The sequence below is a fragment of the uncultured Roseobacter sp. genome (assembly GCF_947491795.1).
GTDB lineage: Bacteria > Pseudomonadota > Alphaproteobacteria > Rhodobacterales > Rhodobacteraceae > Roseobacter.
The window spans coordinates 247,688-271,757 of sequence record NZ_CANLKW010000003.1 but is presented as its reverse complement, the minus strand read 5'-3'; the positions used below and the strand labels follow the sequence as shown (position 1 = coordinate 271,757).

The window sequence follows — 24,070 nt, the reverse complement described above, 5'->3', positions numbered from 1 at the left end:
TTTTCACACCAGTACAGGCAGCTCGGTTGCCGCGCGGCGGCTCAGAAGCTCGGGGCCGTTTTCACGCAGAACAATGTTTTCTTCGTGCACCATGAAGCGCCCGGGGCTGATTTCGACGCTGGGTTCGATGGTCAGCACCATGCCTTCGCGCAGTTCTGTCTGATCCGCGGGAATGAACGAGGGCCATTCTGTCAGAGTTATTCCCAGACCATGCCCGAGCCTGCCACCGCCTGGCGTCGCACCGGCGTCTTTGAGCCCGTCAGAAAGCATACGGTGAACGTCGCAGGCCCTGTTGCCCGGACGCAGGTCCTGCAGGACAGTCTCCGTCGCCTGAAAGAGCGCATCATAGGCGCGCCTGCACGCATCGTCGGCCCGTCCGATTGAAAAGTTCCTGTCAAAATCGCAAAAGTATCCGCCTCTGACCGCACCGGTATCCAGCATCAGCAGATCACCAGGCGCAAGCTTTCGCCTTGGGGCGGGCGAGATGACGTCACTGTACCCGCCACGGCCTGCGCCCCCGGCGACATAGCTGACCCAGTCTGCGCCTGCGGCCAGCAGGGCGATCTGAAAATCGCGGAATACCTGCTCCATGGGCATGCCTGCCGCTGCGATATCCGCGATCTGGCCGAAGGCAAGGTCAGCGCTGCGGCAGGTTGCCCTGATCCGCTCTATCTCGGCATCAGACTTTATCTCACGCACACGTTGCAGCGTTTCTGTTGCATCCACGACCCGGCGTGGGGTCAGCAGCGCGACAACTTTCTGGAAATCCGCAAGCGGCATGCGCACGTGAGTTTCCGCGCCCATCGGTATCCCAAGCCGCCCGTTTTCGGGAATGACTGACCGCAGCGTGTCAGCGAGCAGCGTGACACCGTCATCGCCTGGAAAGGGCGCGTCCCAGGTACGGATGTCCTTGATCCAGCACTTCGACATCAGTTCCAGGCCGATCGAAGGGATAACGGCAATGGGGGCGGAGCGCGCGGGCACAATGACAAACCATGGTCGTGCCGGGCTTTCCCAGAATCGCGTCAGAAAACCAGTGACATAGAAGATATCAGCAGGAGACGTCAGCAGCAGGGCGTCGGTATCAGATGCCTGCAATCCCGCCTGCAGCGCGTCAACGCGGTTTCGGAATTCACTTGCCGGGAACCGCGTCGCCGGGTCAGACATCCTCCGGGCCTTCGCTCAGAACGGCCAGTACAGAAGTTTCGGCATCGCACCCCGGTGCGCCGGACAACAGCGCAGCGAGCCCCGCGCCCCCCGACGGCGTCGTCTCAAAACCAAATGGTGCCAGCGATGCAACACCGGCGGCGGCTTCTTCTTCTGTGATTGTCAGAAACAGATCGGCATCCCGGGCAAGACCCTCCAGCGCGATCATCGAAGGGGTTTTGCAATCCAGACGTCCCATCTGCGACACCGGCCCTGCGGTGTCGGTCAGCCGTCCTGCGCGAATGCTCTCGATCAGCGCCGGGGCGGCTTCGGGCTCGACCACTGCAATTACAGGTGCATCGCCCCATTCGGCTCGGAAATGCGCGGCCAGTGCTGCCGCCATGCCGCCCACTCCTGCCTGCAGCAGGATGTAATCCGGTGCCTCTGTCAGCTGTGCGGATATTTCCGCACCCATCTGCAGGTATCCTTCCATCACCGCGCCCGGCCATTCGGTGTATCCTGCCCAGGAACTGTCAGAGAGCAGCTGCCACCCGTTGGCGTCAGCGGCATCTGCTGCGGCCTGCATGCTCTGCTCATAGGTATCCCCGGCACGGACCACCCGCGCACCGGTCTGGGTCAGACGTTCGGCAAATGCTTCGGGCACGCTCTTTGCCAGATAGATCACGGCCTGTGCACCGAAAATCCGCGCACCCGCCGCAACGGACAGGCCATGGTTGCCAGCGCTGGCAGTTACATACACCCGCTCAGTGAGGGCTGTCGCCCAGTCGCCCGCCTGCGCACGCTGTGCGTCCTGTGCGATGGCATAGGCCGCACCCAGAGCTTTGAAACTCCCCAGCCCCATGCGCGTGCGTTCGTCTTTGATGCTGACTTGTCTGACACCGGCGGCCATCGCAACTTCCTGCGCATCGACCAGTGGTGTCTCAACATGTTTAGGACACAGGGCGAGCAGTTCTGAAACGGCCCGCGCGTTTTCAGACGGGTACAGTTTCTGCACACTGCTATCCGCAGGCAGGCCGGTGCCGCGAAACGGATTTGACAAAGATTGGACCACGTAGTTCCCCAAAAAAACACAGCGACGATGCCCCGTCGCTTACTTCACCCACGGCTACCTTCGCTGCTGTTCTGAAAAATTGCCACTGTTTTTGCAAAACACTCCGCGAAACGCGCGATTGCATTGGTTTCGGGGACGGGTGCCCTAACTCTCAGCCTGAGCAGTTTTGAAAGGCTGAAATGTCAGATACCCGCCAGACACCCAGAGGCATTGCCGTTCCGGGGACGCGCCTGTCGCGTCTGTCACGACTGGGGGGTATGGCGCTTGGCGTGGCAGGAAACGTGGCCTTTCATGGCGGTCGCGAATGGCTGAGCGGGTCAAGCCCCCGGGTGGACCGGCTGGTTCTGACACCGGCAAATCTCGGTCGGATCACGCGGGAGCTTTCGCGGATGCGGGGCGCTGCGATGAAAATGGGGCAGCTGTTGTCGATGGAGGGCGATGACTTTCTGCCACCTGAGATGGCAGAGATCCTCGCGCGATTGCGCAATGACGCGGATTTCATGCCGCCCCGACAGCTGAAAACGGTTCTGATCCGTCACTGGGGTCAGGATTTTATGAAGCGGTTTGACCGTTTCGACGTACGTCCCATTGCAGCGGCCTCCATCGGGCAGGTGCACCGCGCGCGCACCCGTGATGGTCATGATCTGGCGATCAAGGTACAGTATCCCGGGGTGCGGCGCAGTATCGACAGTGATGTTGCCAACGTCGCACTGCTGCTGCGAATGTCCCGTCTGCTGCCGCGCGAGCTGGACATAGAGCCGTTGCTGGGCGAGGCGCGTCGCCAGTTGCATGAAGAAGCAGACTATGCGCGTGAGGGCCTGATGATGGCGCGTTTCGGCGAGCTGCTGTCGGATGATCCGGACCTTTTGGTGCCGGAGCTGCATAACGATCTGACGACGGACAGTATTCTGGCCATGAGCTACATGCCGGGCAGATCTGTGGATCAGTTGAGCAGCGCACCGCAGGACATACGCGACCACGTGGTGTCCCGCCTGATCCTGCTGATGATGCAGGAGATATTTGAATATGGGCTGATGCAGACCGATCCGAACTTTGCCAACTATGCCTGGGACGCGGACAGCGGTCAGATCGTCCTGATGGATTTCGGGGCCAGTCGTTCCATACCCGCGCAACTGACAGGCCAATACCGCGGGCTTTTTCGCGCGGGTCTCGATGGGGACCGTGATGCTGTTTTGTCCTGTCTGGAAACGATTGGATTTCTGGCGACAGACACACGCCCGCATCATGCAGAAGCGATATGGAATATGTTTGACATGGCCATGGCCCCTCTGCGATCGGGTGGCGTTTTTGATTTCGGCCAGAGCGATCTGATTGGACGGCTGCGTCAGGCAGGCATGGATTTTGCGGCGCAGGGTGATTATTGGGTCATTCCGCCTGCAGACGCATTGTTTCTGCAGCGCAAAGTGGGCGGTATGTACCTTCTGGCGACCCGCCTCAGGGCGCGGGTCGATCTGGACAGGGTTCTGGCGCCGGTGCTGCGGGCAGGCACATTCGCGACAGAATGCCGCGATGGTGATCCCGTCTGAAACGCGGCCCGTATTCTTCTCAAAGGAGTTTGAGATGAAAAGCGATAAAGCCGGACGTGGAGGCACGTTTCTGATCCTTGATGATGACGTGACCTTTCGGTCGCGTCTGGACAAAGCGATGACCCGGCGCGGATATCACACCATTTGTCTGGGTACCGTCAGCGAGGCGCGCGATGCCATCGCGCAGGCACGGATCGATTTTGCCGTGGTCGACCTGCGGCTCGGGGACGGCAATGGGCTCGAGATCATTGACCTGCTTCGGGACACATGGCCGTCAGCACGCGCTGTCGTGCTGACCGGTTACGGCAATACGCCGACGGTGGTAGCAGCGATCAAAGCGGGTGCTGTGGACTATCTCGCAAAACCCGAAGGCGCGGATGAAATCATTGCCGCGCTCACGGCGCCCCGCAACACCCAGCCGGCCCCGCCCGAAGCACCGATTTCCCCTGACGAGGCCCGGATCGCCCACATTGAAACCGTGTTCGAGGCAGCAGGTCGCAATGTCTCTCAGGCCGCGCGCCTGCTGAACATGCACAGGCGGACCCTGCAGCGTATTCTCAAACGCCATCAGGATCAGGAAGAAGCCTCCTGATGGTCGTGAATGCGAAAACGGTCAGCGACATCCCCCGGGTGCTTTTGTGAGCAGTGCCGGGCGAAACAACCTTGGCATCTATGATGATTTCGCACAGCAGTGGTGGTCCGACGATGTGCGATGGGTCCGCACGCTTCGGAATATGGTGCCGGGACGGCTGAAATGGTTTGACACCTATGCTGACTGGCAGGACGCAGATGTGCTCGATCTTGGATGCGCCGGTGGTTTCATGGCCGAAGCGCTCGCCGAACGCGGCGCGCAGGTGACAGGTATCGATCCGGCGGCCGAGGCCGTCGCGGCAGCACGTGCACATGCCTCAGAGCAGGGGCTCGGGATCAGGTATGACACCGGATACGGCGAGGCGCTGCCCTATGCCAGCGACAGCTTTGACATCGTGGTCTGTGTGGATGTGCTGGAGCACGTGCGTGATCTGCCTCAGGTGCTGGCAGAAGTGGCCCGCGTTCTGCGCCCGGGCGGGCTCTTTTTGTATGATACGATAAACCGCAACATTATCGCGCGGACGGTGGTTGTCACCGTAGCCGAGGATCTGCTGAGGCTGCTGCCAAAAGGCACCCATGACCCGGCAATGTTTATCCGGCCCGCGGAACTGCGCGTTGCGCTGACGGGAGCGGGGCTTGTCCCCGGTGCCAGCACCGGTCTGGGGCCGCGCGGTCTGAACAGACGGGGAGATTTTGTTTTCGGGTCCCTGCCGGTTCAGGCAGTGATTTACATGGGGGTCGCGCGGCTGCCATCACAGGCCTGAACAAGGCAAAGCAGGCAATCGCGGATATCGCAGAGGACCGGCGGGCGTTTCATGTCCCGGGTTATGGTCTTTCAGGCAGGGTCAATGCGTCAGGGTGATGACTTCGCCAAAGGGTGGGGTGATCGACGTCACATCAGGAACAGCCCAGATGACAGGCATGTGCGGGGCTGGACCGAATGGCCCCTCCAAATCGGTCAGCACAACCAGCGCTGACGGGCGCAAAGCCGCGGCCTTTTCCACCACGTCGATGAATGCTGTGCCGCCACCGCGACGCACCTGAAAATCATCGGGCAGCCTGTCCGACGCCCCGGCCATCGGGGCCATGTGGTGGTACACTGTTTCGTCGAAAGCCATCAGATGAACTTCGGCGCCGGTGCGCCTGGCGATGGCCGAGAACTCTGCGGAAAACCGTGCCAGTAGGCTGTCGGGAACAGACCCGGAGCTGTCCATACCAATGACAATGCGCGGGCGCAGCCTGTCTCTCGATCGGCCAGGCTGAAAAACAGGCTCAGGTCCGCCGCGCGACCGGGCGTCTGCCTCTGCGGCAACCCAGGCACGGTCCGGTCGCCGCCACGACCTTCCGGGCTGCGGGGAAGTTGCTCTGACCAGCAGACGTCGCAACAGCACCTCCCAGGGGGTTCGGTCCTGTGCTGTCTCTGCCAGGGCGGCCAGCAGCGGCCCGATCCCGCGACCGGCACCCTGAGCAGCACCCGCTGCGCGCACCAGATGGCCACGCCATTCGTCGGGTGGCATTGCGCCATTTGCTGCTTTTGCACCTGGCTCCACGTCCGGACGAAAACCATGCGCCTGCTGGTATTTTTGCCGCCGCGTGCACCCCCTGCCGTCCTGAGCGGCCAGTATGGCATAGAGCCTGTCCGTATCCCACTGGGCCAGAATTGCGTGCTCCGGCTCCTGTGGTTCCAGCAAGACGTCACGCAGCAGGCTGCGCAACAAAACAGCAGGGCGGGGCAGGGCATGACCTGCCTGGACCAGGATTTCATTGGCAACGGCATCGCAGGCCAGCGCATAGATTTCCGGCTCAAAAGCAGCTCCGCAGCGTGCGGCCATGGCTTGGGCGCGGGCACTGTGACGCAGGGCAACATGCAGAATGTGATGCCCGATCAGGCCAATCTGTTCATGCATCGGGTGCGCGGCAAAGGTTTCGCCGACATATATGCGGTGGTCTGCGGTGATTGTATCCGGCGTGCCGTCCTCTGCGTCGGTCACGTCACACCACAAGGCCAGCATCGCGAGGCCCGGGTCTGCACCCGGCAGATGCGCCAGCGCCCGTTCGGCCCGCCGGGATCTCTGCACCATACTCAGTCGAGGCCCGCAGCACGGCGGTCGGCTGCATATCGCGCGTAAGGTTCCGAGGCAGCAAAAGCCGCACCCATATCCTCTTTGAGCGCGCGGGCCATCAGCATTTCAAAGCCGAAACTGCACAGCTCGGCGAGGGGCAATCGCCCGAAACCCTCCGCCGGACGCGTTTCTGCCAGATGTCGTATGTCCTCCATGGCCGCAATCGCCTGCGTGACGGTTTGTTGCGTGGTCGCGCCCACCAGTCCGAACACCACAGCGTTCAGACCGTGCAGCGTGTTCGGGTACTGTGCCGGGCGGTCCCTGTCGGATGCCGCGAGCAGAGAACCGATATGCACAGTTGCGCTGATGTCATCGGCGATAACAGAAAACTCCGCAGCGACCGCGTCGCCCAGAGTTCCGGCGATCATCGCCTGGCGGGAGGCCCGGTCCTGAACTGCGCCCATAATCGCGCTGACCCGTTCCCATGATCGCGGCGTGCAGGCGATCATGTGGCCGCGCTGCAGACTGTCTGCGGTCGTTTCCAGCAGATCGGGGCGGCCGCGCAGAAAGGCGGTAACGGCCGGGTCCAGCCCGCGCGGCGCTGCAAAGTTGAGCAGCCAGTCCTCTGCATCGGCGCGGATCATCAGATGGATCAGCCGGTCTGACAGGGCGGTTCCCATCTCATAGGCGATTGCACCGTCCTCGACCATGTTACCAGCGGCGACGATAAACACATTGTCGGGCAGGCGGTGCCGGCCAACACGACGCTCCTGCAACAGACCGTAAACCGTTGGCTGCAGCCAGGGAGACGCGGCCGTCAGCTCATCCAGAAACAGGATAGCCGGCTGATCCGGATCATCCGGCAGGTCTTCGGGCCGGTACCAGACGGTTTTGGACGCGGCATGGTCATAGTAGGGCAGGCCCCGCAGATCCTGCGGTTCGATTGTGGTAAGCCGCAGGTCAAAGAGCGTGGCACCGGTTTCCTCGGCCAGTTGCCGGACGATATCGGTCTTGCCGACGCCTGGTCTGCCATGAAGCATCCACGACGCTGTCAGGGCGCCGTCCCTCTGAGCGGCCCATCCCGCACGCAGCAGATCAAGAACCCGGCCTGCCGAGAGGGGGGCTGTGTTTACGGACATCCGTTCATGCCTCCTGCAGGGCAGGGGATGCTGAGTACTGATCCATTAGTGCCGCCATCCGGGCGTGGGCGGGAACGGTGCTGGCATCCAGTACTGTGTCATGCAGGTTTTTGTCCTCGCGCAGGCTGACGCGCAGCAGATCGCGTTCGGTCAGCGTGTCATCAAAGAGCGCATCGGTGATCAGAGCACGCTCGGTCGGATCAAGCGTCAGCACCCGGGGCTTTTGCCCGCCCATCTGGGCGGACACCAGCGTGAGCGGGGACACCCGCGCAATCTCAGATTGTTCCACGACCAGATGCAATTCACCTGTCGTAATCTGGCGCGCAGCAGCGATGCGGGTCAGGATGTGCAGGCTGTTAAATCGAAGAGCGTCCAGCTGTCTGGCCATGTCCGCATCGCTGATCAGAGCCTCGCGCGCATCGGGCCTGATGGCAAATACCTTTGTCTCCACCACCGCGATCACGATCAGCATAGGGACAGGTGCCTGCGAAATCGGCAGCGCCAGATGAGGCCAGATGAACATGGCGATCACAAATGGCGCCAGAGCACAAAGATAGCGCAGCATCTGCGCTTCAAAGACCAGCCGCGCTATGATCCGCAGACCGGCGCCACGCCGTGGCAGAATGGCGATACGACCCAGCATCCTTTTCGGCACGGTCACCGTCTCCAGTGCCTGGGGGTTGAGAACTGTGCTCTGGCTCACGACAAACATAATCCGGACGTAGTGCGCGCGACGCGACCGGTCGAGAGAGGTGGGATCATTTTCCTGTCATTGGCGCGGCGGTGGGTTATGTCCTGCGGTATGGCAGGGCTGAAGAAGTATGATTTTTGGTTAGCGGTTGCTGCGGCGCTGTTGGTGCTTTTGTCGGTGTGGCAGCTTGAGCAGCAGCGCGCAGGGATCACCGTTAAGCGGATCGAAACAGGTGCCGGGCCGGTCACGCTTTACCATGCAGGGGGCCGCGCGGTGGGCCCGCCTGTGGTTGTTGCACACGGGTTTGCCGGGTCCACAACGCTGATGCAAACCATATCGCTCGATCTGGCGCGCGCCGGATTTACGGTCGCGGCTTTTGATTTTCACGGTCATGGCCGCAGCAGACCCCTTATGTCCGCTGATATTACGCGGATCGAGGGGACGACACGGCAGCTGGTGGCGCAGACGGCAGAGGTTCTGGATTGGCTGCGCGGCCATACCGGTCTGACAGGGCCTGCCGGATTTGTCGGGCATTCCATGGCAACAGATGTCATAATCCGTGCCGCAGAAAACACACCGGATGCTTCTTCCATCGTTGCGATCTCAATGTATTCGGATGCGGTCACTGAAACGGCCCCCGGAGCGCTGCTTATGATTTCGGGCGCCTGGGAGCACCGGCTGCGCGCCGTAGCGCTTGGCTATCTGGCGCAGACGGACCCGCAGGCAGTCGAAGGCCAGACAGTGCGGCGCGGTGATCTGATGCGCCGCGCGGTCGCGGCACCAGGTACGGAGCATCTGAGCGTTCTTTTCAGCACAACAACACTTCGGGAAACCCGCGACTGGCTGGCGGCAACGCTCGGGCATACGCCCGACGGGCGATCTGTTGTTACGAGCCCGTGGATACTTGTGCTGCTTGTCTCGCTGGTAATGTTGTTACGCCCTCTGTCCCGTGTCCTTCCCGCCGGCCAGATTGAGGGGACGCCACTGAACCCTGGCCGCTATCTGGGAATTCAGGTGGCGGCGGGGAGCGCGGGTTTCGTGGCGGCATCCTTTGGCGCGGGAAGCGTCGCGGGGATCGCTGCTTTTCAGGGCCTCGCCGTTTTTCTGTGTGTCTGGGGGGCTGTTTGCCTGGCGCTGTTGTACAAAAGCGGACGAAGGTTCAGAGCGCCGTCGCCTGCCGGTACCGCGCTGCTCCTTTTCTGGGGTCTTGGCGTGTTTGCGCTGGCGCTGGACCGGTATGGTGCCGCGTTTGTGCCAGTCGGTCCCCGGTTGCCGCTGATGGCCGTTCTGTGCCTTGGAACACTCCCGTTTATGCTCGCCGACCGGATGTTGCATCACAACGCGCCACTGTGGCAGCGGATAACCGGGCGTGTTGCGCCGGTGGGCGTTCTGGCGCTGTTAATGAGCACCGGCACAGGCCAGATGGGACTTCTTTTTACGGTGCTGCCGGTTCTGCTGCTGTTCTGGCTGGTCTACGGGACGATGGGCCACTGGATCAGCCGCAGGGCAGGACCCGAAACAGCGGGTATTGCTCTGGGATTGTGCTTTGCCTGGGCAATCGCGGCCAGCACGCCACTTTTTGCTGGATAACTCCGGCGTCAGATCCGGCGGCAGGTCTGGCGCACATTCAACCTGATGGCACAGTCGATACGTATGGTCTGGCTGGCACTGCCCGCGATAATTGCCACCATCTGCTGACCTGACAGAAAACCGATTTCGCGTGCAGGCAGATGAACTGTGGTCAGGGCAGGGCTCATCTCCCCGGACCCTTTGAAATCGCCGATACCGACGATGGACAGATCGTCCGGCACCCGCAGACCCTCGTCCTGTGCCTGCCAGAGCGCGCCGGCGGCGAGCACGTCGTTTCCGCAAAGCAATGCTGTCGGGCGTGACGGGCGGCGCAGGACACCGGCAATCGCCTCGCGGGCCTCGCGCAGACTGTAGAGGCTTTCGGCCAGCATATCGCCTTCGGGGTGAACACCTGCGGCCTGCAGGGTGCGCATCGCACCGTCATACCGGCCCCGCGCACGGTCGTTGTCTGACCGGGGCGGAAACAGCATCGCGATATCCCGGTGCCCATGGTCGAGCAGGCATTGTGCGGCCAACTGCCCCGCCAGCGCATTGTCTGACCCCACACAGGACAGGCGGGACGCCGGGTCGTAATTCCACATGGACACTGCCGGTGTGCCGTTGCTTTCCAGCAGCTGGTAGGTTGCCTCGGAATGGTCCTGACCGATCAGAGCGACACCGTCGACGCGGTGCTCCAGGAATTTACGGACCACGGCGTATTCTTTTTCCAGGTCATATCCGTGGCTGGCAACCAGAATGAGAAATCCCTGTTCTTCGACTGACTGGGAAAAGGAATGGATGAGCTCCGCGAAAATCGTGTGGTCAATCGTGGGCACGACCAGCCCGATCGTGCCACTGCGGATGCCATGCATGGTCTGAGCCGCGCGATTTCGGATATAGCCCAGGTCCCGCACGGCCCGGTCAATCTTTTTGCGAGTCGCAGGTTTTACCTGTTCGGGGTGGTTAAAGCTGCGCGATACGGTTGAAATCGAAACGCCGGAACGCCTCGCGACATCGAAAATATCAACTTTATTATGATTTTTTTCAGCCACTTGAGACCATATCTGAAAGTAAAAATGAAAACATTTGCAAAACTGTTTTCATTGTTTACGGTTTTTAAGTCAAGGGCACTTGCTCCCGGGGAGGCACAGTGGAATTCATTTTTTACTTTGGCGATGTTTTCACACCGGTGAACTTTGGTTTGCTGCTGCTGGGGACCATTGGCGGGTTGATCCTTGGCGCGACACCAGGTCTGTCTCCGACGATGGCCGTGGCTCTTCTTATCCCGTTTACGTTTCAGCTGGAAGCGGCCCAGGGGCTGATCCTGCTGGGCGCGGCCTATACCTCTACCGTGGCCGGAGGGGCCGTATCTGCCATTCTTCTCAAGATCCCAGGCGCGCCGGCCAACATCGCCACCACCCTTGACGGGCACACTATGGCGCAGAAAGGCGAGGGGGCCAAGGCGCTGCAGCTGTCGTTCCTGTCGTCTGCTGTCGGCGGTATTTTTGGTGTGCTGCTGTTGATTTTCCTGACACCGGTTCTGGCGCAATGGGCGCTTGCTTTTGGCCCCAGCCATCTCTTCTGGCTGGCCATTCTGGGTGTCACGGTCATTGGTTCGCTCGATTCCAGCTCGGTGGTAAAGGGTCTTTTGTCGGGCTGCATCGGCCTGTGGCTGGCCACCATCGGATTTGACGACATTATGGGCGCGCAGCGTTTCATTTTCCATCCTGCTCTGGGCGGTGGCATCAACATCATTGCGGCGCTTATCGGGCTGTTTGCCATTCCGCAGGTGATCACGATGTTTGCCAAGGGACGCCGCAACGACGGGGCCGAGGTGATCCGTGTGCAAAAACACCCAATCAGCGGTGCGGTCCGTGAACTGATGAAGAACAAGCGCGCGATGGGCATCGGCACGATCACCGGGTCGATCATCGGGCTCATTCCCGGGGTGGGTGGCCAGATTGCCGGGCTGGTAGCCTATGATCAGTCCAAGAAGTTCAGCCCCGATCAGCATAAATTCGGCACCGGGCATCCCGAGGGTCTGGTCGCGGCAGAATCTGCAAACAACGCCATGGTTGGCCCGTCGCTGGTGCCGCTGCTGACACTGTCTATTCCGGGCTCCCCGACGGCGGCTGTGTTGCTGGGCGGGCTGTTGATCCATGGGATTTTTCCCGGCACGGATCTGTTTGACAACCACCCGGACGTGGCCTGGACATTTATCAATTCGATGCTGATCGGACAGGTTCTGATGTGCCTCTTCGGGCTCTATGTGGCGGGCATGGCGGCAAAGGTCGCCCAGGTGCCACACAGCGTGATGGCCGCTGTGGTTCTGGGCCTCGCGGTTTTTGGCAGCTACTCGGTGCAGTCCAGTATGGGTGACGTCTATGTCATGGCGGGTCTCGGCGTGATGATGTATTTCCTCGAGCGTTTCGGCTTTTCGGCAGCACCGCTCGTGCTGGGCCTGATCCTCGGGCCCATTGCCGAATCCAACTTTATCCAGGGCAGCATGATTGCCAGCGCAACAGACGGCATGGCCCCCTATTTCTTTGGCGGCACGCTCAACATTTTCCTGATCGTGGTGGTGATTGCCTCGATCATCTATTCGGCATGGATGGAGCTGCGCGCGCGCCGGTACACCTCAAAAGAGGAGATCATGGCATGAGCGATATGTCCCTTCCGCGGGTTCAGCACATCATCGGCTCGGGTGTTGTCGCCGCCGTTGGCATCTGGGTGACATGGGTTAGTTATACCCAGCAGCCATCAGAGGCCTTTCTGTTTCCGCGCCTGATTGCAACGGTCTTTGTCGTTCTGGCACTGTGGACTTTCGCCAAGGCGTGCCTCGGATGGACCCGGGTTGGCAATGGCCTCTCGTTGCGCCAGCTGACCAATCTGGCACCGGGGCTGTTGGTTGCTCTGATCTATATCTTCTGGGCGGCCAGGGGTCTGGGGTTCTATACCGCCACTGCCATCGCCTTTTTCATCTTGCTGAGCCTGTACGATCCGGCCCCTCACGGGGAAGCCAGGTCATGGGTCCGGCGCATCATCATCACGGCCTGCTTTATGGCCGTTATGTACGGTCTCTTTGCATTGTTGCTCAAGGTGTACACACCGCGGGAGATATTTTTCTGAACCGCGCAAAGCGGCAGAATTTCATTGGGAGGAAGAAACATGAAGAAACTACTGGCAGGGGCGGCCATTGCCCTCGCGGGTCTGACGACATCAGCGGCTGCTGACGGACACGCCAATTATCCTGAGCGGCCCATCATGATGATGGTCAGCTATGGCGCAGGTGGCGCGACCGACTTTCAGGCGCGTATCGTGACCATGACCGCCGGGAACGAGGACGCCCTGGGCATGCCCATCGCGATCCTGAACAAACCCGGTGCGGGCGGGCGTGTCGGCTGGAACTGGCTGGCCACGCAGGCCGAGGCCGATGGCTATACGCTGGGGGCCTACAACATCCCGCATTTCATCGCGCAGTCGATCAAGGGCGGCGTTGAGTATTCAGCAGACAGCTTTGAGCCGATTGCAAACTGGGGCGCTGATCCGGCGGTTCTGGTTGTCGGTGCCGACAGTGAATTCAACACGCTGCAGGATGTCATGGATTTCGCCTCCGCCAATCCGGGCAAGCTGACGACATCCGGTGCGGGTCTTTTTGTGGGTCACCACATTGCCGCGCTGCAGATGGAAAAAGCAGGCGGGTTCAAAATGGCCTATATCCCCACCAAAGGGGGTGGTGCTGCAGCGATGAAAGCGGTGATTGCAGGCGAAGTGCTGGCCGGTATCAACAACCTCAGCGACGCGTTCCGCGCGCGTGAGGCGGGTAATGTCAAAATCCTGGCCGTCGCCGATCTGGAGCGCAACGAATTTCTGCCCGATGTGCCGACCATGAAGGAAAGCGGCCTGGACGTTGACAATTCCTCGGTGAACTTTCGCGGTGTCATGGTGCCCAAAGGCACGCCGCAGGGTGTGATCGACAAGCTGGCCGAGACGGTGCCCGCGATGTTTGAAAACACACGCGTGGCCGGAAAGATGAAAGCCGGTGGATCGCCGATGAACATCATGACCCGGGACGAGGTGCTGGCCATGTGGGCTGCCCGCGAGGAAACACTCAAAGAGCTGCTTGCCGGTCTTTGATATCAATACGCCCCATCCCGCACCTGCGGGGTGGGGCCCAGGCATTGGGAAAACATCATGAACGCGCCGGACAGTCTTGCTCAGACAGATGAGATCGTGGCCCGCGCCCGTGCCGCCCAGAAAATGTATGAGGCGCAGGGGTCGCAGGAACGCTATGACCGTGCAGCGCAGGCAGCTGCATGGGCGACTATGGAGCCCGCGCGCAACCGCCATCTGGCCGGGCTTGCCGTCGAAACCACGGGCCTTGGGAACACAGCGGATAAAATCACCAAAAACCACCGCAAAACGTTGGGGCTGATGCGCGACATCGCGGGTCAGAAAACCTATGGTGTTATCAGTGAGGATGCCGAAACGGGGATCACCCGTATCGCGCGTGCCATGGGTGTGATCGGTGCGGTCGTGCCGTCCACCAATCCGGCGGCAACGCCGGCGAACAATATCATTAACGCGCTGAAGTGCGGCAATTCCATTGTGCTGTCGCCATCGCCCAAAGGCGTGCCTGCCTGTGTCGCGCTGCTCGATTACGTGCACCGCGAATTTGAGAAGATCGGAGAAGATCCGAACCTGGTGCAGATGGTGCCGGGCAAGGGCAGCAAGGAACAGACCCAGCGGCTGCTGGAGACCGCGGATCTGATCGTCGTCACCGGCTCGCAGAACAATGTGCGGCGGGCCTATACGTCCGGCACGCCGGCTTTGGCGGTCGGGGCAGGTAATGTCACCGTCATCGTGGATGAAACCTGCGATCTGGATGCAGCCGCCGAAAAAATCCGCGCTTCCAAGACCTTTGACAATGCCACGTCGTGCTCTTCCGAAAACGCGATTGTTGTTGTGGACGCGGTCTATGACGCCTTTCTGGCAGCCATGGCCCGTGCAGGAGGCGCGGTTGTCCGGGACGAGGCGCGGATTGTCAGCGCCCTCTGGCCGGACGGGCACCTGAACAGATCGGTCATTGCGCAGGATGCCGACAAAATGCTGCGCGCGCTGGGGATGGAAAACGATGTGCCTGAAGGCACGGAATACCTGGCGGTTGAGACGTCTGGCATTGGCCCCGGTCATCCCTTGTCGGGTGAAAAACTGTCGCGGGTTGCGGCACTCTACCGGGCAGCGGACTTTGAGGATGCAGTGGCTGTCACGGGCCGGATTCTGGCCCATCAGGGGGCGGGGCATTCGGTCGGACTGCATTCGCAGGATGACGCCCGCGCTGTTACTCTGGGACGTGCTCTGCCGACGTGCCGGGTGATCGTGAACCAGGCTCATTGTTTTGCCACAGGTGGCGCGTTCAACAACGGGATGCCGTTTTCGCTGTCTATGGGGTGCGGCTCATGGGGCGGCAATTCGATCGATGACAATCTGCACTGGAAACACTTCATGCAGACCACGAAAATCATTCGGGAAATCCCTGTGCGCGAGCCCTCTCTGGAAGAGGTTTTCGGTGACTACTGGAAGGTTGCAGGCCAATGAAAGCGGAGGTCGGCTGTCCGCCGGCGGGCACTCTGCGCACCTGGCTGGACATGCGTGCGGCAGCAGGTGGTGCCGCGTTTGTCTTTACTGACGGAACACCTGATCTGAGCTGGACCGCCCTGCGGGAGGCGGCGCGCGATATCGCCCTGCAACTCAAGGCGGAAGGCGCCGTTACCGGGGAAAGCATCGCAATCATGCAGCCCAATGGCCGCGAAGGAGTTCTGGCTTTTTACGCGGCGGTTTATGGCGGGTTCCGGGCAACGATGATCAATCTGGCCGCCGGACGCGAGGCGATAGCATTTGCGCTGGATCACTGTGACGCGCGCCTCGCGCTGGTGCACGACAGCGTACAGGATGTTTTTGAGGCAACACGTCCGGCTGATATGGCCCGATTTGTACCTCGGACCGGTGCCGGAGCCGGGGAGCCTGATCCGGTCGGTCCGCGAGACCATGCCCTGCTGATGTATACATCTGGTACCACCGGTCGTCCCAAGGGGGTTTTGCACACACAGTCCAGCCTGCTCGCAGGGGGCTGGACAGCAGCCATTGCCCATGACCTGAACGAGAGGGATCGTGGGTTCTGTGTTCTGCCGATCTGCCACATTAACGGTCTGTGCGTGACACTGATGGGCGCGCTGGTGTCGGGCGGGTCCGTGGCGATGTGTCCGAAGTTTTCTGCCAGCCGGTTCTGGGGCCAGCTGGCGGATACGGGCGCTACGTGGTTTTCGGTTGTGCCGACGATCATTTCACATCTGCTGCACGGTGAGGCTGATCCGGACCAGGGCACGCAAACCCGGTTGCGGTTTGGCCGCTCCGCATCATCGGCGCTGGCGCCCGATGTTCAGAAGGCGTTTGAGAAACGTTTTGGCGTGGCCGTCGTCGAAACCATGGGGCTGACCGAAACGGCTGCACAGATCCTGTCCAATCCGCTGCCACCAGGCCTGCGTAAAATAGGCTCTCCCGGCGTCGCATGGGGCAACGAGGTTGCAGTGATGCGCTCCGATATGACCCCCTGTAATGAGGATGAAGAAGGGGAAATTGTCGTGCGGGGCCCGAATGTGATGCTCGGATATCTGAAAAATGCCGAAGCTACAGAGCAGGCCTTTTCCGGAGACTGGCTGCGCACCGGTGATCTCGGGCGCAGAGATGCAGACGGATACCTGTTTGTGACGGGCAGGCTCAAGGAACTGATTATAAAAGGCGGCGAAAACATCGCCCCGCGCGAAATCGATGAAGCGCTTTATTCACATGGCGACGTGATCGAGGCCGCTGCTTTTGCCAGGCCCTGCAAGACCTATGGCGAGCGGGTCGAGGCCGCAGTCAGAGTACGCAACGGATCGGGGTTGTCTGACGGTGATCTGATCAGCATCTGCATCGAAAAACTGGGGCAGTTCAAAGCGCCTGAGCGCATTCATTTTCTTTCCGAACTCCCCAAAGGGCCATCAGGCAAAATCCAGCGGATGAAACTGGCGCAGATTGTCTGATTTTTCAGGAAGAGCCCTGAATATCGCTGCCTTCTCCGCGTCGGGATACACCGACACCGATCGGTTTACGCTGGTTGCCGGGCAATCGGGGGTCCGGGCCCCAGATGGCCTGATAGGTGTCCACGGCCATGCCCCGGTTTTGCAAAATGACCGATGCGACCAAAAGGGCGCCCCACCACAAAACGAGACAAAGCCACATCCAGTTCGGCGCATTGGCCTGCCAGAGGCCGGTCAGGATTGCGGCCACCGCGAACAGCAGGGCCACATACCCCGCTGATTTGTGAACATATTCGAAAACCAGCCGGCGGGGGGTCATGTCATAGTGATCGCCATGCAGCGTCCCATCTGCTGCCGGGTCTGTTGGCCCGCCTTTGGAGCCACGCAGGATGCCACCGGCAATCTGAACCAGCGCCAGCGCCAGGGCCGCCCAGCCGATCAGTGCATGCGGGCCTGGGCGCGTAGTGACCGGCCCGGCGCTGAGGATCAGCCAGAGACCGGCGAGCATCAGCGCGCAGGCCGTGTACTGGCAGATCCTGTGCGTGTTCCACCAGACATGGTTGTCCAGCTTGCGCGGCCAGTCCTGGCCCGGCAGCACTTTGAAGTAGCGCGCAACGAAAATCCCCCAGGGGACCAGCACGCCCCAGGCCAGCACCATGACCCGTGCGTGCCAGCTGAGCATACCGCCCACATCATGGGCCACCCCCGGGTCCATTGGTGCAAGCAGCCAGCCCAGCATCAGCCCTTGACCGCGCCTGCGGTCATTCCTGTGATGATCTGGCGGGAGGCCACAAAGGTGAAGATAATCGGCGGAATGGCCAGCAGCATGCCGGTCGCCATGATCACGCCCCAGTCGATATCAAACTCAGTCATGGAATTCACGATTGTCACCGGCACAGTTCGGGAGTTTCGGTCAGCAAGGGCGTTAGCCAGCAAAAACTCATTCCAGGCCACACGGAAGGTAAAGATCGCCGCAGCAGCAAGGCCCGGTTTAATGAGCGGCAGGACGACCAGAAAAAACACACCAAAGGGTCCGGCACCGTCCATGCGCGCGGCCTCTTCCAGCTGGATCGGCACCTGAACGATAAAGCTTTGCAGGATCCAGATCACAAAAGGCAGATTCATCGCGACATAGACCAGGATGATACCCGCCCGTGTCCCGTCGATCTGGAACTGGAACGTCCAGATGCCGAACACTGGTACCAGCAGGACCGCCGGCGGCACCATACGCATACCAAGTGTGGCCAGCGATACCGTGTCCCGCCCCATAAAGCGGAACCGCACGAGCGCATAGGCGGCCATACAGCCGATCACCAGCGTCAGAACGGTCGAGACCAGCGCGATGATCAGCGAGTTGACCAGCGCCCGCCCGAAGGTCTTGTCGCAGTAGTCAATGTGCGGGGCCTCGTACCACAGAAAGTCGCAGAGCGCGGTTTCATAGTTGCGCAATGTCGGCATAAAGAGCAGCGAAGAGGTATCCGACATGATGTCGACGTTGAGCTTGAGCGACGTCATCAGCATCATCGCAATCGGCCCGACGGACATCACCACCAGGGCGACCAGCAGGGCATAAAACGCTGGGTTCTGACGGTCGTAGGTCTTGTCGGCCATTACAGATCCTCTTCGGCGGCGGCGCGCAGGCGCGCGGCGCGCACCTCCATCGCCTTGTTGTAGAAGAACATGCCAAAGGTCAGGACCATCAGCAGGATGAGCAGGAAGTTCGACATGGCCGCAGCCTCGCCCAGCTCGCGGAACTCTGATGCGGTGCGCGAGATGCGCAACGACAGAATTTCGGTCGACAGACCCGGCCCGCCGTTGGTCAGCACCAGGATCACCTCCAGCACCTTGAAGGCATCAATGAGGCGCAGCAGCAGTGTCACAATCAGCACGGGCAGCATCAGCGGCAGTTTGATGTAGATGACCTGCTGCCAGCCGGTGGCGCCATCAATGCGCGAGGCCTCCATCGCAGACTGGGGCAGGGACTGGAGCGCTGCCAGTGACAGAATAAAAATGAACGGTGTCCACTGCCAGACGTCGGCGATCACGACCGAGGCAAAGGCCCAGTTGCCGTCCGACAGCCAGGGCACAGAGTCCAGCCCCAATGATTTCAGGGTGCGGTTAAAGATGCCGACGGTCGGGTGGTACATGTAGCGCCACATCAGACCCACAACGATGGGTGCGATCATCATCGGCAGAATAAAGAGCGTGCGCAGCAACGACATGCCGCGGATGTTCCGGTCGAGCAGCAGCGCGAGGCCAACACCGAGAAACATCTCGAGTGTCACAACGACGGCGGCAAACTTGATGGTGACCCAGAAACTTTCCAGAAAAGCGGCATCGCCCAGCAGGTTGATGTAGTTCCGCAGGCCTACAAACTCTGCCTCTCCGATGCGCTGGCTGGGGTTCCAGTCAAGAAAACTGGCATAGACCATGTAGCCGATGGGGTAGAGCAGGGCGATGCCCATGATGATCGCGGCAGGGGCCAGAAAGAGATATGGCGTGAGCCTGTTGACGTTTGCGGTCTGCATGTCACGGATCCATCGGTGCAGGGTGGGGGTGCCGGTCCGCAGATCGTGCGGCCCGGCGGTGCTCCTGGGAGGGAGAGCTTACTGCCAGGTGTAGTACCCGGCCTCATCCATGATTGCGCGGGCGCGTTCAGCCACACCGTTCAGCGCTTCCTGCGGGTCGAGGCCCTCGGTCAGCACCTGGCTCATGGTTGTACCGATGTCGGCATTGATCTTGCCCCATGTGGGGATGATCGGACGCCAGTCGGGGTCAGCGTACTTCAGCGCTTCACCAAAGGTCGCGGAGTAGGGGTATTTGGCGTTCAGCTCAGCGTTCTCGTAGGTGGAGAAGCGCGAGGGGTTACCACCCGCCATGGCCACCATCAGGTCACCCTTTTTCGAGGTCAGCCACTGCATCAGCAGGAATGCGGCCTCTTTGTTCTGGGCGTTTTTCGGTATCGCGATGCCAAAACCACCGGTCTGGCTGCCACGGCGCACACCTGCGGGGTGCAGCGCGTAACCGACCTTGCCGGCCACTTTGGATTTGCTCGGGTCTTCAAACCCGGCAGCAAAGGCAATGCTGTCCATGAACATCGCGGCCTGACCCTGGCTGAAAGCAGCGGCAGCTTCGGCGGGACCGAACGTCTGGCTGCCTTCGGGGCCACAATCCACGATGGTTTTCAGAGCGTTGGCCGCTGCGACACCGGCTTCATTGTTGATGATCGGCTCCCAGCTGTCGTCAAAGACGCGACCACCCAGCGGGGCAAGGTGCAGCAGGAATGCGTGGCTGGCCTGGTGGCCGGATGCCGCGCGGGAGGCCATGCCACCCATGCCTTCCTCGACCTCGGGGATCTTGCAGGCCGCATCCAGCAGATCGTCATAGCTTTCCGGCACGCCGATGCCGTGCTTTTCAAAGATGTCCTTGCGGTAAGCGAGAACGGATGTCTCGGAGCCGAAGGGAATGCCGTACGCAGAGCCAAGCTGTCCGGGCAGGTAACCCTTCTGGCCACCGGCGACACCGATGTTCTCAACATAGCCTGAAATCAGGTCGCCCTGGTCATAGTTCGGATCCGCCAGTGCAGGGTTCATGAAGTATTTGGCCAGATTTTCCAGCTGATCCGCATAGATGTAATCCGCCTTGGAAAAGACCACATAGGCGATCATGTCATAGTCGCCTTCGCTCTTGGTCAGCTCCAGCGTCTGACGCTCGCGCATCTTGAGATACTGCAGCTGGTCAACCTCGACCTCGATGCCGGTCTCTTTGGTGAATTCCGGGATCACCTTCATCATGGCGTTATAGTGGGGGTGCGCGGGCACGTTGATCACCAGCGTGGTGCCGGCGTAGGGCGCGTAGGGCCCGCCATGTCCGTCAGCCAGCGCCATGCCGGCCATTGAAACGGAAACGGCTGTCCCCGTCAGGATTGATTTGAGTGATAGCATTCGTCAGTCCTCCCTGATGCTATTCTTTTGATGTGTCAGAGCCTGAGCCCCGACGTCTTGTCGAAAATCATGAGTTCGTCCGTAAGGACGCCAAAGGTCTGGGTGCCGCCGGATCTGACAGGGGCCGCACTTTGTGTCTCCACAAGAACGTCCGTGTCACCGCAACGCGTCACCAGGACCGATTGCGCGCCCAGATATTCCGAAACCACGACACGCAGCTCGATCGGCGCCCCCTGGGTGACATCCGTGGTAAAGCTCGAAGGGCGCAGGCCCAGAGTGATGTTCCGGTCGGGTGCAGATTTTGCGCGGGCGCCCGCATCGGCGTCCAGCGGCAGGTGAAAGCCGTCTCCGCGCACCCAGATGGTCCCCTGTTCCTCTGTCAGTTCACCGTCGATAAAGTTCATTGTCGGCGAGCCGATAAAGCCTGCCACGAATTTGTTGCGCGGCTCCTTAAACAGCTCTTGGGGCGAGCCCTGCTGCTGGATCAGCCCGTCGCTCATAACGACAATCCGGTCTCCCAGCGTCATCGCCTCGACCTGATCGTGGGTCACATAGACCATGTTTTTGTCGATTGTATCGCGCATCTCGGCCAGTTCCGCGCGCATTTTGCCACGCAGTTTTGCGTCCAGATTGGAGAGCGGTTCATCAAAGAGAAACGTGCCCGCATCCCGGACCAGCGCCCGGCCCATCGCAACGCGCTGGCGCTGACCGCCCGAAAGCTCTGCCGGTTTGCGGTCAAGCAGATGCGCGATGTTCAGCATTTCTGCGACGCGCTGGACCTTTTCGTCGATTTCCGCCTTTGGCACCCGGGCCAGGCGCAGCGCAAAGGACATGTTCTTGGCGATGTTCATATGCGGATAAAGAGCATAGTCCTGAAACACCATCGCCAGGTCCCTTTCCTTGGGATCCAGCCGGCTGATCGGTCGCTCATCAAAGTAAATCTCGCCGCCCGACAGTGTTTCAAGGCCAGCAAGCATGCGCAGGGTTGTAGATTTTCCGCAGCCCGACGGGCCAACAAGAACGGTGAACTCGCCGTCGTCGAGCTCCAGATCAAAGGGTGGCAGCACCTCTACAGAGCCATAGCTTTTAGCCACCTGATCAAACACAATTCTCGGCACGTCGTTCTCCCCCCGATGCGCATCCGGACAGCACAATGAAGCAGCCGACCGGTCCTTACAGAGTGCATGCCCCCGCTGAATTCAGGAAGGACAAAAACCGAAAACTACGTTAACGTTAACGTAAATCGCTGTTCAGCCGATTGATTCTGCTGAGTAATTCAGAGATCCGCTGGACCTGATGACGGGAGAGCCAGAGTGCCGCGACGTGCCACGCCGACAAAGATTGAGGATGTCGCCCGACGGGCCGGGGTCAGTGTCATGAGCGTTTCCCGCGCTATCAGAGGCGTTGAGGGCGTCTCGGAAAAAACGCGCGCGGACATCCTCAAAGTGGCGCGTCAGATGAAATACATGCCTAACAGTGCGGCACGCTCACTGGTGGTCTCTAACTCGAACCTCATTGGTATTTCCCTGCCAACTTTCGCCGGAGAGGTCTTTGCGGATATTCTGAACGGCATGCGTCAGACTTTTGACAGCGCCGGGTACTCCAGTGTGATTGACACCACCGAATATGATCCGGATGCAGAGCTCAGCTGGGTTCGACGGCTGCTTTCATGGCAGCCCGCCGCGATCATACTGACAGGCATTGATCATCATCCGGAGACCCGGGAACTGTTGCGGGCCTCACCGATACCCGTGCTGGAAATCTGGGACCATACGGATGATCCGATCGACATCTGTGTCGGCATTGATCACTTCAGAGCCGGTCAGATGATCGGGGAACATGCTGTGTCTCTGGGGTACCGCCGGCCCGCCTTCGTCAGCACACCGCTGGGACATGACAAGCGCGCAGATGCGCGACTGGAAGGATTGCGCAGTGTTTTTGGTCCGGCTGGCGGGGCCGATGTAGCGGCATCCAGACCATCGCTGGGAAATGCCTTTGTGACAGGCTTTGACGGCACTGCAAAACTCTTGGATGCGGATTGTCCGGATATCATCTGTTATCTCAATGATCACATGGCCTTCGGTGGTCTGATGTGCTGTCAGGCGCGCGGTCTTTCGGTGCCGGGAGACATCGGGATCGTAGGGTTCAACGGACTTGATCTGGCGACCGTCCTGCCGATGAAACTGACAACAATCCGGACACAGCGGCGGCTGATGGGGATCACCGGCGCACGTCATCTGCTGGCGCGTATCAATGGCGTGCCAACACCGGAAAGCACCGTGTTACCCTTGCAGTTTGAAGCAGGGCAGACAACCTGCGATCAAATTGATCTGTGACAGATTAAACCTAGATTTTTAAATGATAACTGGTCCTTAAAGCCCGCATCGTACCAAGGCCGTCAGAAACGAGGGCGCTGTTTTGGGCGATAACTATCCGGATCAGACAACGGAAATGAGTACGGCATTACTTAATGCCGTGGCTTTTCCTGCATTTGTGGCCGGCGCCGACCTGAAAATCCGTGCAGCGAACGAGGAGGCCGCAAAAATCCTCGGGCTCCCGTCCAAAGCCAATCTTGCCGGCGCCGATCTGCGGTCTTTATGCTGTCCGTCTACCGGGTGCCCGTCAGAAACCGATCTGGCAGAGGTATGGTCCGGGGTTTCCGGCGATTGTGTTGCAAAGCTGAACGGCCCGCCGGCGCAGCCGCCGGTTGCTTTCAGACTCCGCGCGTTTCGGGTGCCGGACAGCGAGGAGCATTTGTTTTTCTACCAGGCACAGACCTTTGCAGAAGGCTTGGATGCAGGTCGGCAACATCCTGCAGTGCTCCGGATTGATGAGCCGGAACCCGGCAGTCTGGCGGAAAGCGAGTGGCGCTGGCGCACCGCAATCGTCAGTGCAAGCCAGGGCGTCTGGGATCACGATTTTGAAAACGACCAGCATTATGTTTCCGCCGGATGGCGCCGCATGCGCGGTATGACGCAGGACGCTGAGGTGCCGACGAACAATGATGACTGGCTGGAAACGATACACCCACAGGACAGAGACCACATTCTCCACGAACTTGAGCGTCTTGAGACCGGTGAGACGGAAACCATCAGCTACAAATTCCGGCAAAAGCACACCGCGGGTCACTGGGTCTGGATTTTCAGCAACGGTATGGTTGTGCGTCGCGACAAGGAAGGCAGGCCGGCGAGGATCATCGGCACCGATACGGATGTGTCCGACATCAAGG

21 protein-coding genes and 1 pseudogene are annotated in these 24,070 nt (G+C 60.4%); 11 read left to right on the top strand and 11 right to left on the bottom strand.

Translation table 11 applies throughout. From position 1 onward, the window contains the following. Positions 1 to 3: 3 nt before the first annotated feature. Positions 4 to 1,167, bottom strand: a complete 1,164-nt coding sequence (locus tag Q1A34_RS13175) for a Xaa-Pro peptidase family protein (RefSeq protein ID WP_300034748.1) — start codon at positions 1,165 to 1,167, stop codon at positions 4 to 6. Beyond that, entirely contained in the window at positions 1,160 to 2,161 is a 1,002-nt protein-coding gene (locus Q1A34_RS13170) for a pyridoxal-phosphate dependent enzyme (RefSeq protein ID WP_300034745.1), read from the bottom strand. The genes Q1A34_RS13175 and Q1A34_RS13170 overlap by 8 nt, the downstream gene beginning before the upstream one ends. A gap of 236 nt (positions 2,162 to 2,397) precedes the next feature. On the opposite strand from Q1A34_RS13170, the gene Q1A34_RS13165 reads away from it, so the two are divergent. From Q1A34_RS13165 to ubiG, 3 genes are read left to right on the top strand one after another with little or no spacing between them, the layout of a single operon-like run. Then, the gene (locus tag Q1A34_RS13165) at positions 2,398 to 3,765 is read left to right on the top strand and encodes an AarF/ABC1/UbiB kinase family protein (RefSeq protein ID WP_300034742.1); all 1,368 of its coding nucleotides are present in this window, start codon (positions 2,398 to 2,400) and stop codon (positions 3,763 to 3,765) included. A gap of 34 nt (positions 3,766 to 3,799) precedes the next feature. Next, positions 3,800 to 4,357: a response regulator gene (locus Q1A34_RS13160; RefSeq protein WP_300034739.1), complete on the top strand. Its 558-nt coding sequence runs from the start codon at positions 3,800 to 3,802 to the stop codon at positions 4,355 to 4,357. 46 nt (positions 4,358 to 4,403) lie between these two features. After that, a complete protein-coding gene (gene ubiG, locus Q1A34_RS13155) occupies positions 4,404 to 5,120 on the top strand; it encodes a bifunctional 2-polyprenyl-6-hydroxyphenol methylase/3-demethylubiquinol 3-O-methyltransferase UbiG (RefSeq protein ID WP_300034736.1) in 717 nt (238 codons plus the stop codon). Between the two features lie 81 nt (positions 5,121 to 5,201). Here the strand turns inward: ubiG and Q1A34_RS13150 are convergent, their stop codons facing one another. Genes Q1A34_RS13150 through Q1A34_RS13140 form a run of 3 tightly spaced genes read right to left on the bottom strand, consistent with a single transcriptional unit; the run spans position 5,202 to position 8,270 of the window. Next, on the bottom strand, positions 5,202 to 6,437 hold the full coding sequence (locus tag Q1A34_RS13150; RefSeq protein WP_300034734.1) for a VWA-like domain-containing protein: 1,236 nt from the start codon (positions 6,435 to 6,437) through the stop codon (positions 5,202 to 5,204). 2 nt (positions 6,438 to 6,439) lie between these two features. After that, positions 6,440 to 7,558, bottom strand: a complete 1,119-nt coding sequence (locus Q1A34_RS13145; RefSeq protein WP_300034731.1) for a MoxR family ATPase — start codon at positions 7,556 to 7,558, stop codon at positions 6,440 to 6,442. Between the two features lie 4 nt (positions 7,559 to 7,562). Beyond that, complete coding sequence (locus tag Q1A34_RS13140; protein ID WP_300034728.1) at positions 7,563 to 8,270, bottom strand: hypothetical protein; 708 nt, start codon at positions 8,268 to 8,270, stop codon at positions 7,563 to 7,565. A gap of 90 nt (positions 8,271 to 8,360) precedes the next feature. Between Q1A34_RS13140 and Q1A34_RS13135 the strand changes: the two genes are divergently transcribed. Continuing rightward, positions 8,361 to 9,839: an alpha/beta fold hydrolase gene (locus tag Q1A34_RS13135; RefSeq protein WP_300034725.1), complete on the top strand. Its 1,479-nt coding sequence runs from the start codon at positions 8,361 to 8,363 to the stop codon at positions 9,837 to 9,839. Between the two features lie 8 nt (positions 9,840 to 9,847). Here Q1A34_RS13135 and Q1A34_RS13130 read toward each other — a convergent pair whose 3' ends face one another. Continuing rightward, positions 9,848 to 10,870, bottom strand: coding sequence for a LacI family DNA-binding transcriptional regulator (locus Q1A34_RS13130; RefSeq protein ID WP_300034722.1), 1,023 nt, complete (start codon positions 10,868 to 10,870; stop codon positions 9,848 to 9,850). A gap of 98 nt (positions 10,871 to 10,968) precedes the next feature. On the opposite strand from Q1A34_RS13130, the gene Q1A34_RS13125 reads away from it, so the two are divergent. Genes Q1A34_RS13125 through Q1A34_RS13105 form a run of 5 tightly spaced genes read left to right on the top strand, consistent with a single transcriptional unit; the run spans position 10,969 to position 16,900 of the window. Further along, positions 10,969 to 12,480 carry a tripartite tricarboxylate transporter permease gene (locus tag Q1A34_RS13125; protein WP_300034719.1) on the top strand — a complete coding sequence of 504 codons (1,512 nt, stop codon included), beginning with the start codon at positions 10,969 to 10,971 and terminating at the stop codon, positions 12,478 to 12,480. Continuing rightward, positions 12,477 to 12,947, top strand: coding sequence for a tripartite tricarboxylate transporter TctB family protein (locus tag Q1A34_RS13120; protein WP_300034716.1), 471 nt, complete (start codon positions 12,477 to 12,479; stop codon positions 12,945 to 12,947). The genes Q1A34_RS13125 and Q1A34_RS13120 overlap by 4 nt, the downstream gene beginning before the upstream one ends. Positions 12,948 to 12,986: 39 nt before the next feature. Then, a complete protein-coding gene (locus Q1A34_RS13115) occupies positions 12,987 to 13,955 on the top strand; it encodes a tripartite tricarboxylate transporter substrate binding protein (RefSeq protein ID WP_300034713.1) in 969 nt (322 codons plus the stop codon). 57 nt (positions 13,956 to 14,012) lie between these two features. Beyond that, entirely contained in the window at positions 14,013 to 15,416 is a 1,404-nt protein-coding gene (locus Q1A34_RS13110; protein ID WP_300034710.1) for an aldehyde dehydrogenase family protein, read from the top strand. After that, complete coding sequence (locus Q1A34_RS13105; RefSeq protein WP_300034707.1) at positions 15,413 to 16,900, top strand: AMP-binding protein; 1,488 nt, start codon at positions 15,413 to 15,415, stop codon at positions 16,898 to 16,900. The genes Q1A34_RS13110 and Q1A34_RS13105 overlap by 4 nt, the downstream gene beginning before the upstream one ends. Before the next feature lie 4 nt (positions 16,901 to 16,904). Here the strand turns inward: Q1A34_RS13105 and Q1A34_RS13100 are convergent, their stop codons facing one another. The 5 genes from Q1A34_RS13100 to Q1A34_RS13080 form a co-directional block, all read right to left on the bottom strand. After that, the gene (locus Q1A34_RS13100) at positions 16,905 to 17,636 is read right to left on the bottom strand and encodes a cytochrome b561 domain-containing protein (protein ID WP_300034704.1); all 732 of its coding nucleotides are present in this window, start codon (positions 17,634 to 17,636) and stop codon (positions 16,905 to 16,907) included. Next, positions 17,636 to 18,508 (bottom strand): carbohydrate ABC transporter permease, encoded by an 873-nt coding sequence (locus Q1A34_RS13095; protein ID WP_298836790.1) that lies wholly within the window; start codon positions 18,506 to 18,508, stop codon positions 17,636 to 17,638. Before Q1A34_RS13095 ends, Q1A34_RS13100 begins: the two co-directional genes overlap by 1 nt. Continuing rightward, a complete protein-coding gene (locus Q1A34_RS13090; RefSeq protein WP_300034700.1) occupies positions 18,508 to 19,425 on the bottom strand; it encodes a carbohydrate ABC transporter permease in 918 nt (305 codons plus the stop codon). The genes Q1A34_RS13095 and Q1A34_RS13090 overlap by 1 nt, the downstream gene beginning before the upstream one ends. A gap of 78 nt (positions 19,426 to 19,503) precedes the next feature. Next, complete coding sequence (locus Q1A34_RS13085; RefSeq protein ID WP_300034697.1) at positions 19,504 to 20,841, bottom strand: extracellular solute-binding protein; 1,338 nt, start codon at positions 20,839 to 20,841, stop codon at positions 19,504 to 19,506. A gap of 35 nt (positions 20,842 to 20,876) precedes the next feature. Further along, entirely contained in the window at positions 20,877 to 21,959 is a 1,083-nt protein-coding gene (locus Q1A34_RS13080) for an ABC transporter ATP-binding protein (RefSeq protein ID WP_300034694.1), read from the bottom strand. A gap of 195 nt (positions 21,960 to 22,154) precedes the next feature. On the opposite strand from Q1A34_RS13080, the gene Q1A34_RS13075 reads away from it, so the two are divergent. Together Q1A34_RS13075 and Q1A34_RS22050 are read left to right on the top strand one after the other, a co-directional pair. Continuing rightward, positions 22,155 to 23,177: a LacI family DNA-binding transcriptional regulator gene (locus Q1A34_RS13075; RefSeq protein ID WP_300034691.1), complete on the top strand. Its 1,023-nt coding sequence runs from the start codon at positions 22,155 to 22,157 to the stop codon at positions 23,175 to 23,177. Positions 23,178 to 23,292: 115 nt separating this feature from the next. Continuing rightward, positions 23,293 to 24,021, top strand: a pseudogene (locus Q1A34_RS22050) (PAS domain-containing protein); the annotation flags it as partial. Positions 24,022 to 24,070: the final 49 nt, after the last annotated feature.

What these genes read in the sequence shown, in the direction of transcription:
- Q1A34_RS13175 (WP_300034748.1), bottom strand. Translation starts at nt 1,167, where the DNA reads ATGTCTGACCCGGCGACGCGGTTCCCGGCAAGTGAATTCCGAAACCGC.
- Q1A34_RS13165 (WP_300034742.1), top strand. Translation starts at nt 2,398, where the DNA reads ATGTCAGATACCCGCCAGACACCCAGAGGCATTGCCGTTCCGGGGACG.
- Q1A34_RS13160 (WP_300034739.1), top strand. Translation starts at nt 3,800, where the DNA reads ATGAAAAGCGATAAAGCCGGACGTGGAGGCACGTTTCTGATCCTTGAT.
- Q1A34_RS13150 (WP_300034734.1), bottom strand. Translation starts at nt 6,437, where the DNA reads ATGGTGCAGAGATCCCGGCGGGCCGAACGGGCGCTGGCGCATCTGCCG.
- Q1A34_RS13145 (WP_300034731.1), bottom strand. Translation starts at nt 7,558, where the DNA reads ATGTCCGTAAACACAGCCCCCCTCTCGGCAGGCCGGGTTCTTGATCTG.
- Q1A34_RS13140 (WP_300034728.1), bottom strand. Translation starts at nt 8,270, where the DNA reads ATGTTTGTCGTGAGCCAGAGCACAGTTCTCAACCCCCAGGCACTGGAG.
- Q1A34_RS13135 (WP_300034725.1), top strand. Translation starts at nt 8,361, where the DNA reads ATGGCAGGGCTGAAGAAGTATGATTTTTGGTTAGCGGTTGCTGCGGCG.
- Q1A34_RS13120 (WP_300034716.1), top strand. Translation starts at nt 12,477, where the DNA reads ATGAGCGATATGTCCCTTCCGCGGGTTCAGCACATCATCGGCTCGGGT.
- Q1A34_RS13115 (WP_300034713.1), top strand. Translation starts at nt 12,987, where the DNA reads ATGAAGAAACTACTGGCAGGGGCGGCCATTGCCCTCGCGGGTCTGACG.
- Q1A34_RS13110 (WP_300034710.1), top strand. Translation starts at nt 14,013, where the DNA reads ATGAACGCGCCGGACAGTCTTGCTCAGACAGATGAGATCGTGGCCCGC.
- Q1A34_RS13105 (WP_300034707.1), top strand. Translation starts at nt 15,413, where the DNA reads ATGAAAGCGGAGGTCGGCTGTCCGCCGGCGGGCACTCTGCGCACCTGG.
- Q1A34_RS13100 (WP_300034704.1), bottom strand. Translation starts at nt 17,636, where the DNA reads ATGCTGGGCTGGCTGCTTGCACCAATGGACCCGGGGGTGGCCCATGAT.
- Q1A34_RS13095 (WP_298836790.1), bottom strand. Translation starts at nt 18,508, where the DNA reads ATGGCCGACAAGACCTACGACCGTCAGAACCCAGCGTTTTATGCCCTG.
- Q1A34_RS13090 (WP_300034700.1), bottom strand. Translation starts at nt 19,425, where the DNA reads ATGCAGACCGCAAACGTCAACAGGCTCACGCCATATCTCTTTCTGGCC.
- Q1A34_RS13085 (WP_300034697.1), bottom strand. Translation starts at nt 20,841, where the DNA reads ATGCTATCACTCAAATCAATCCTGACGGGGACAGCCGTTTCCGTTTCA.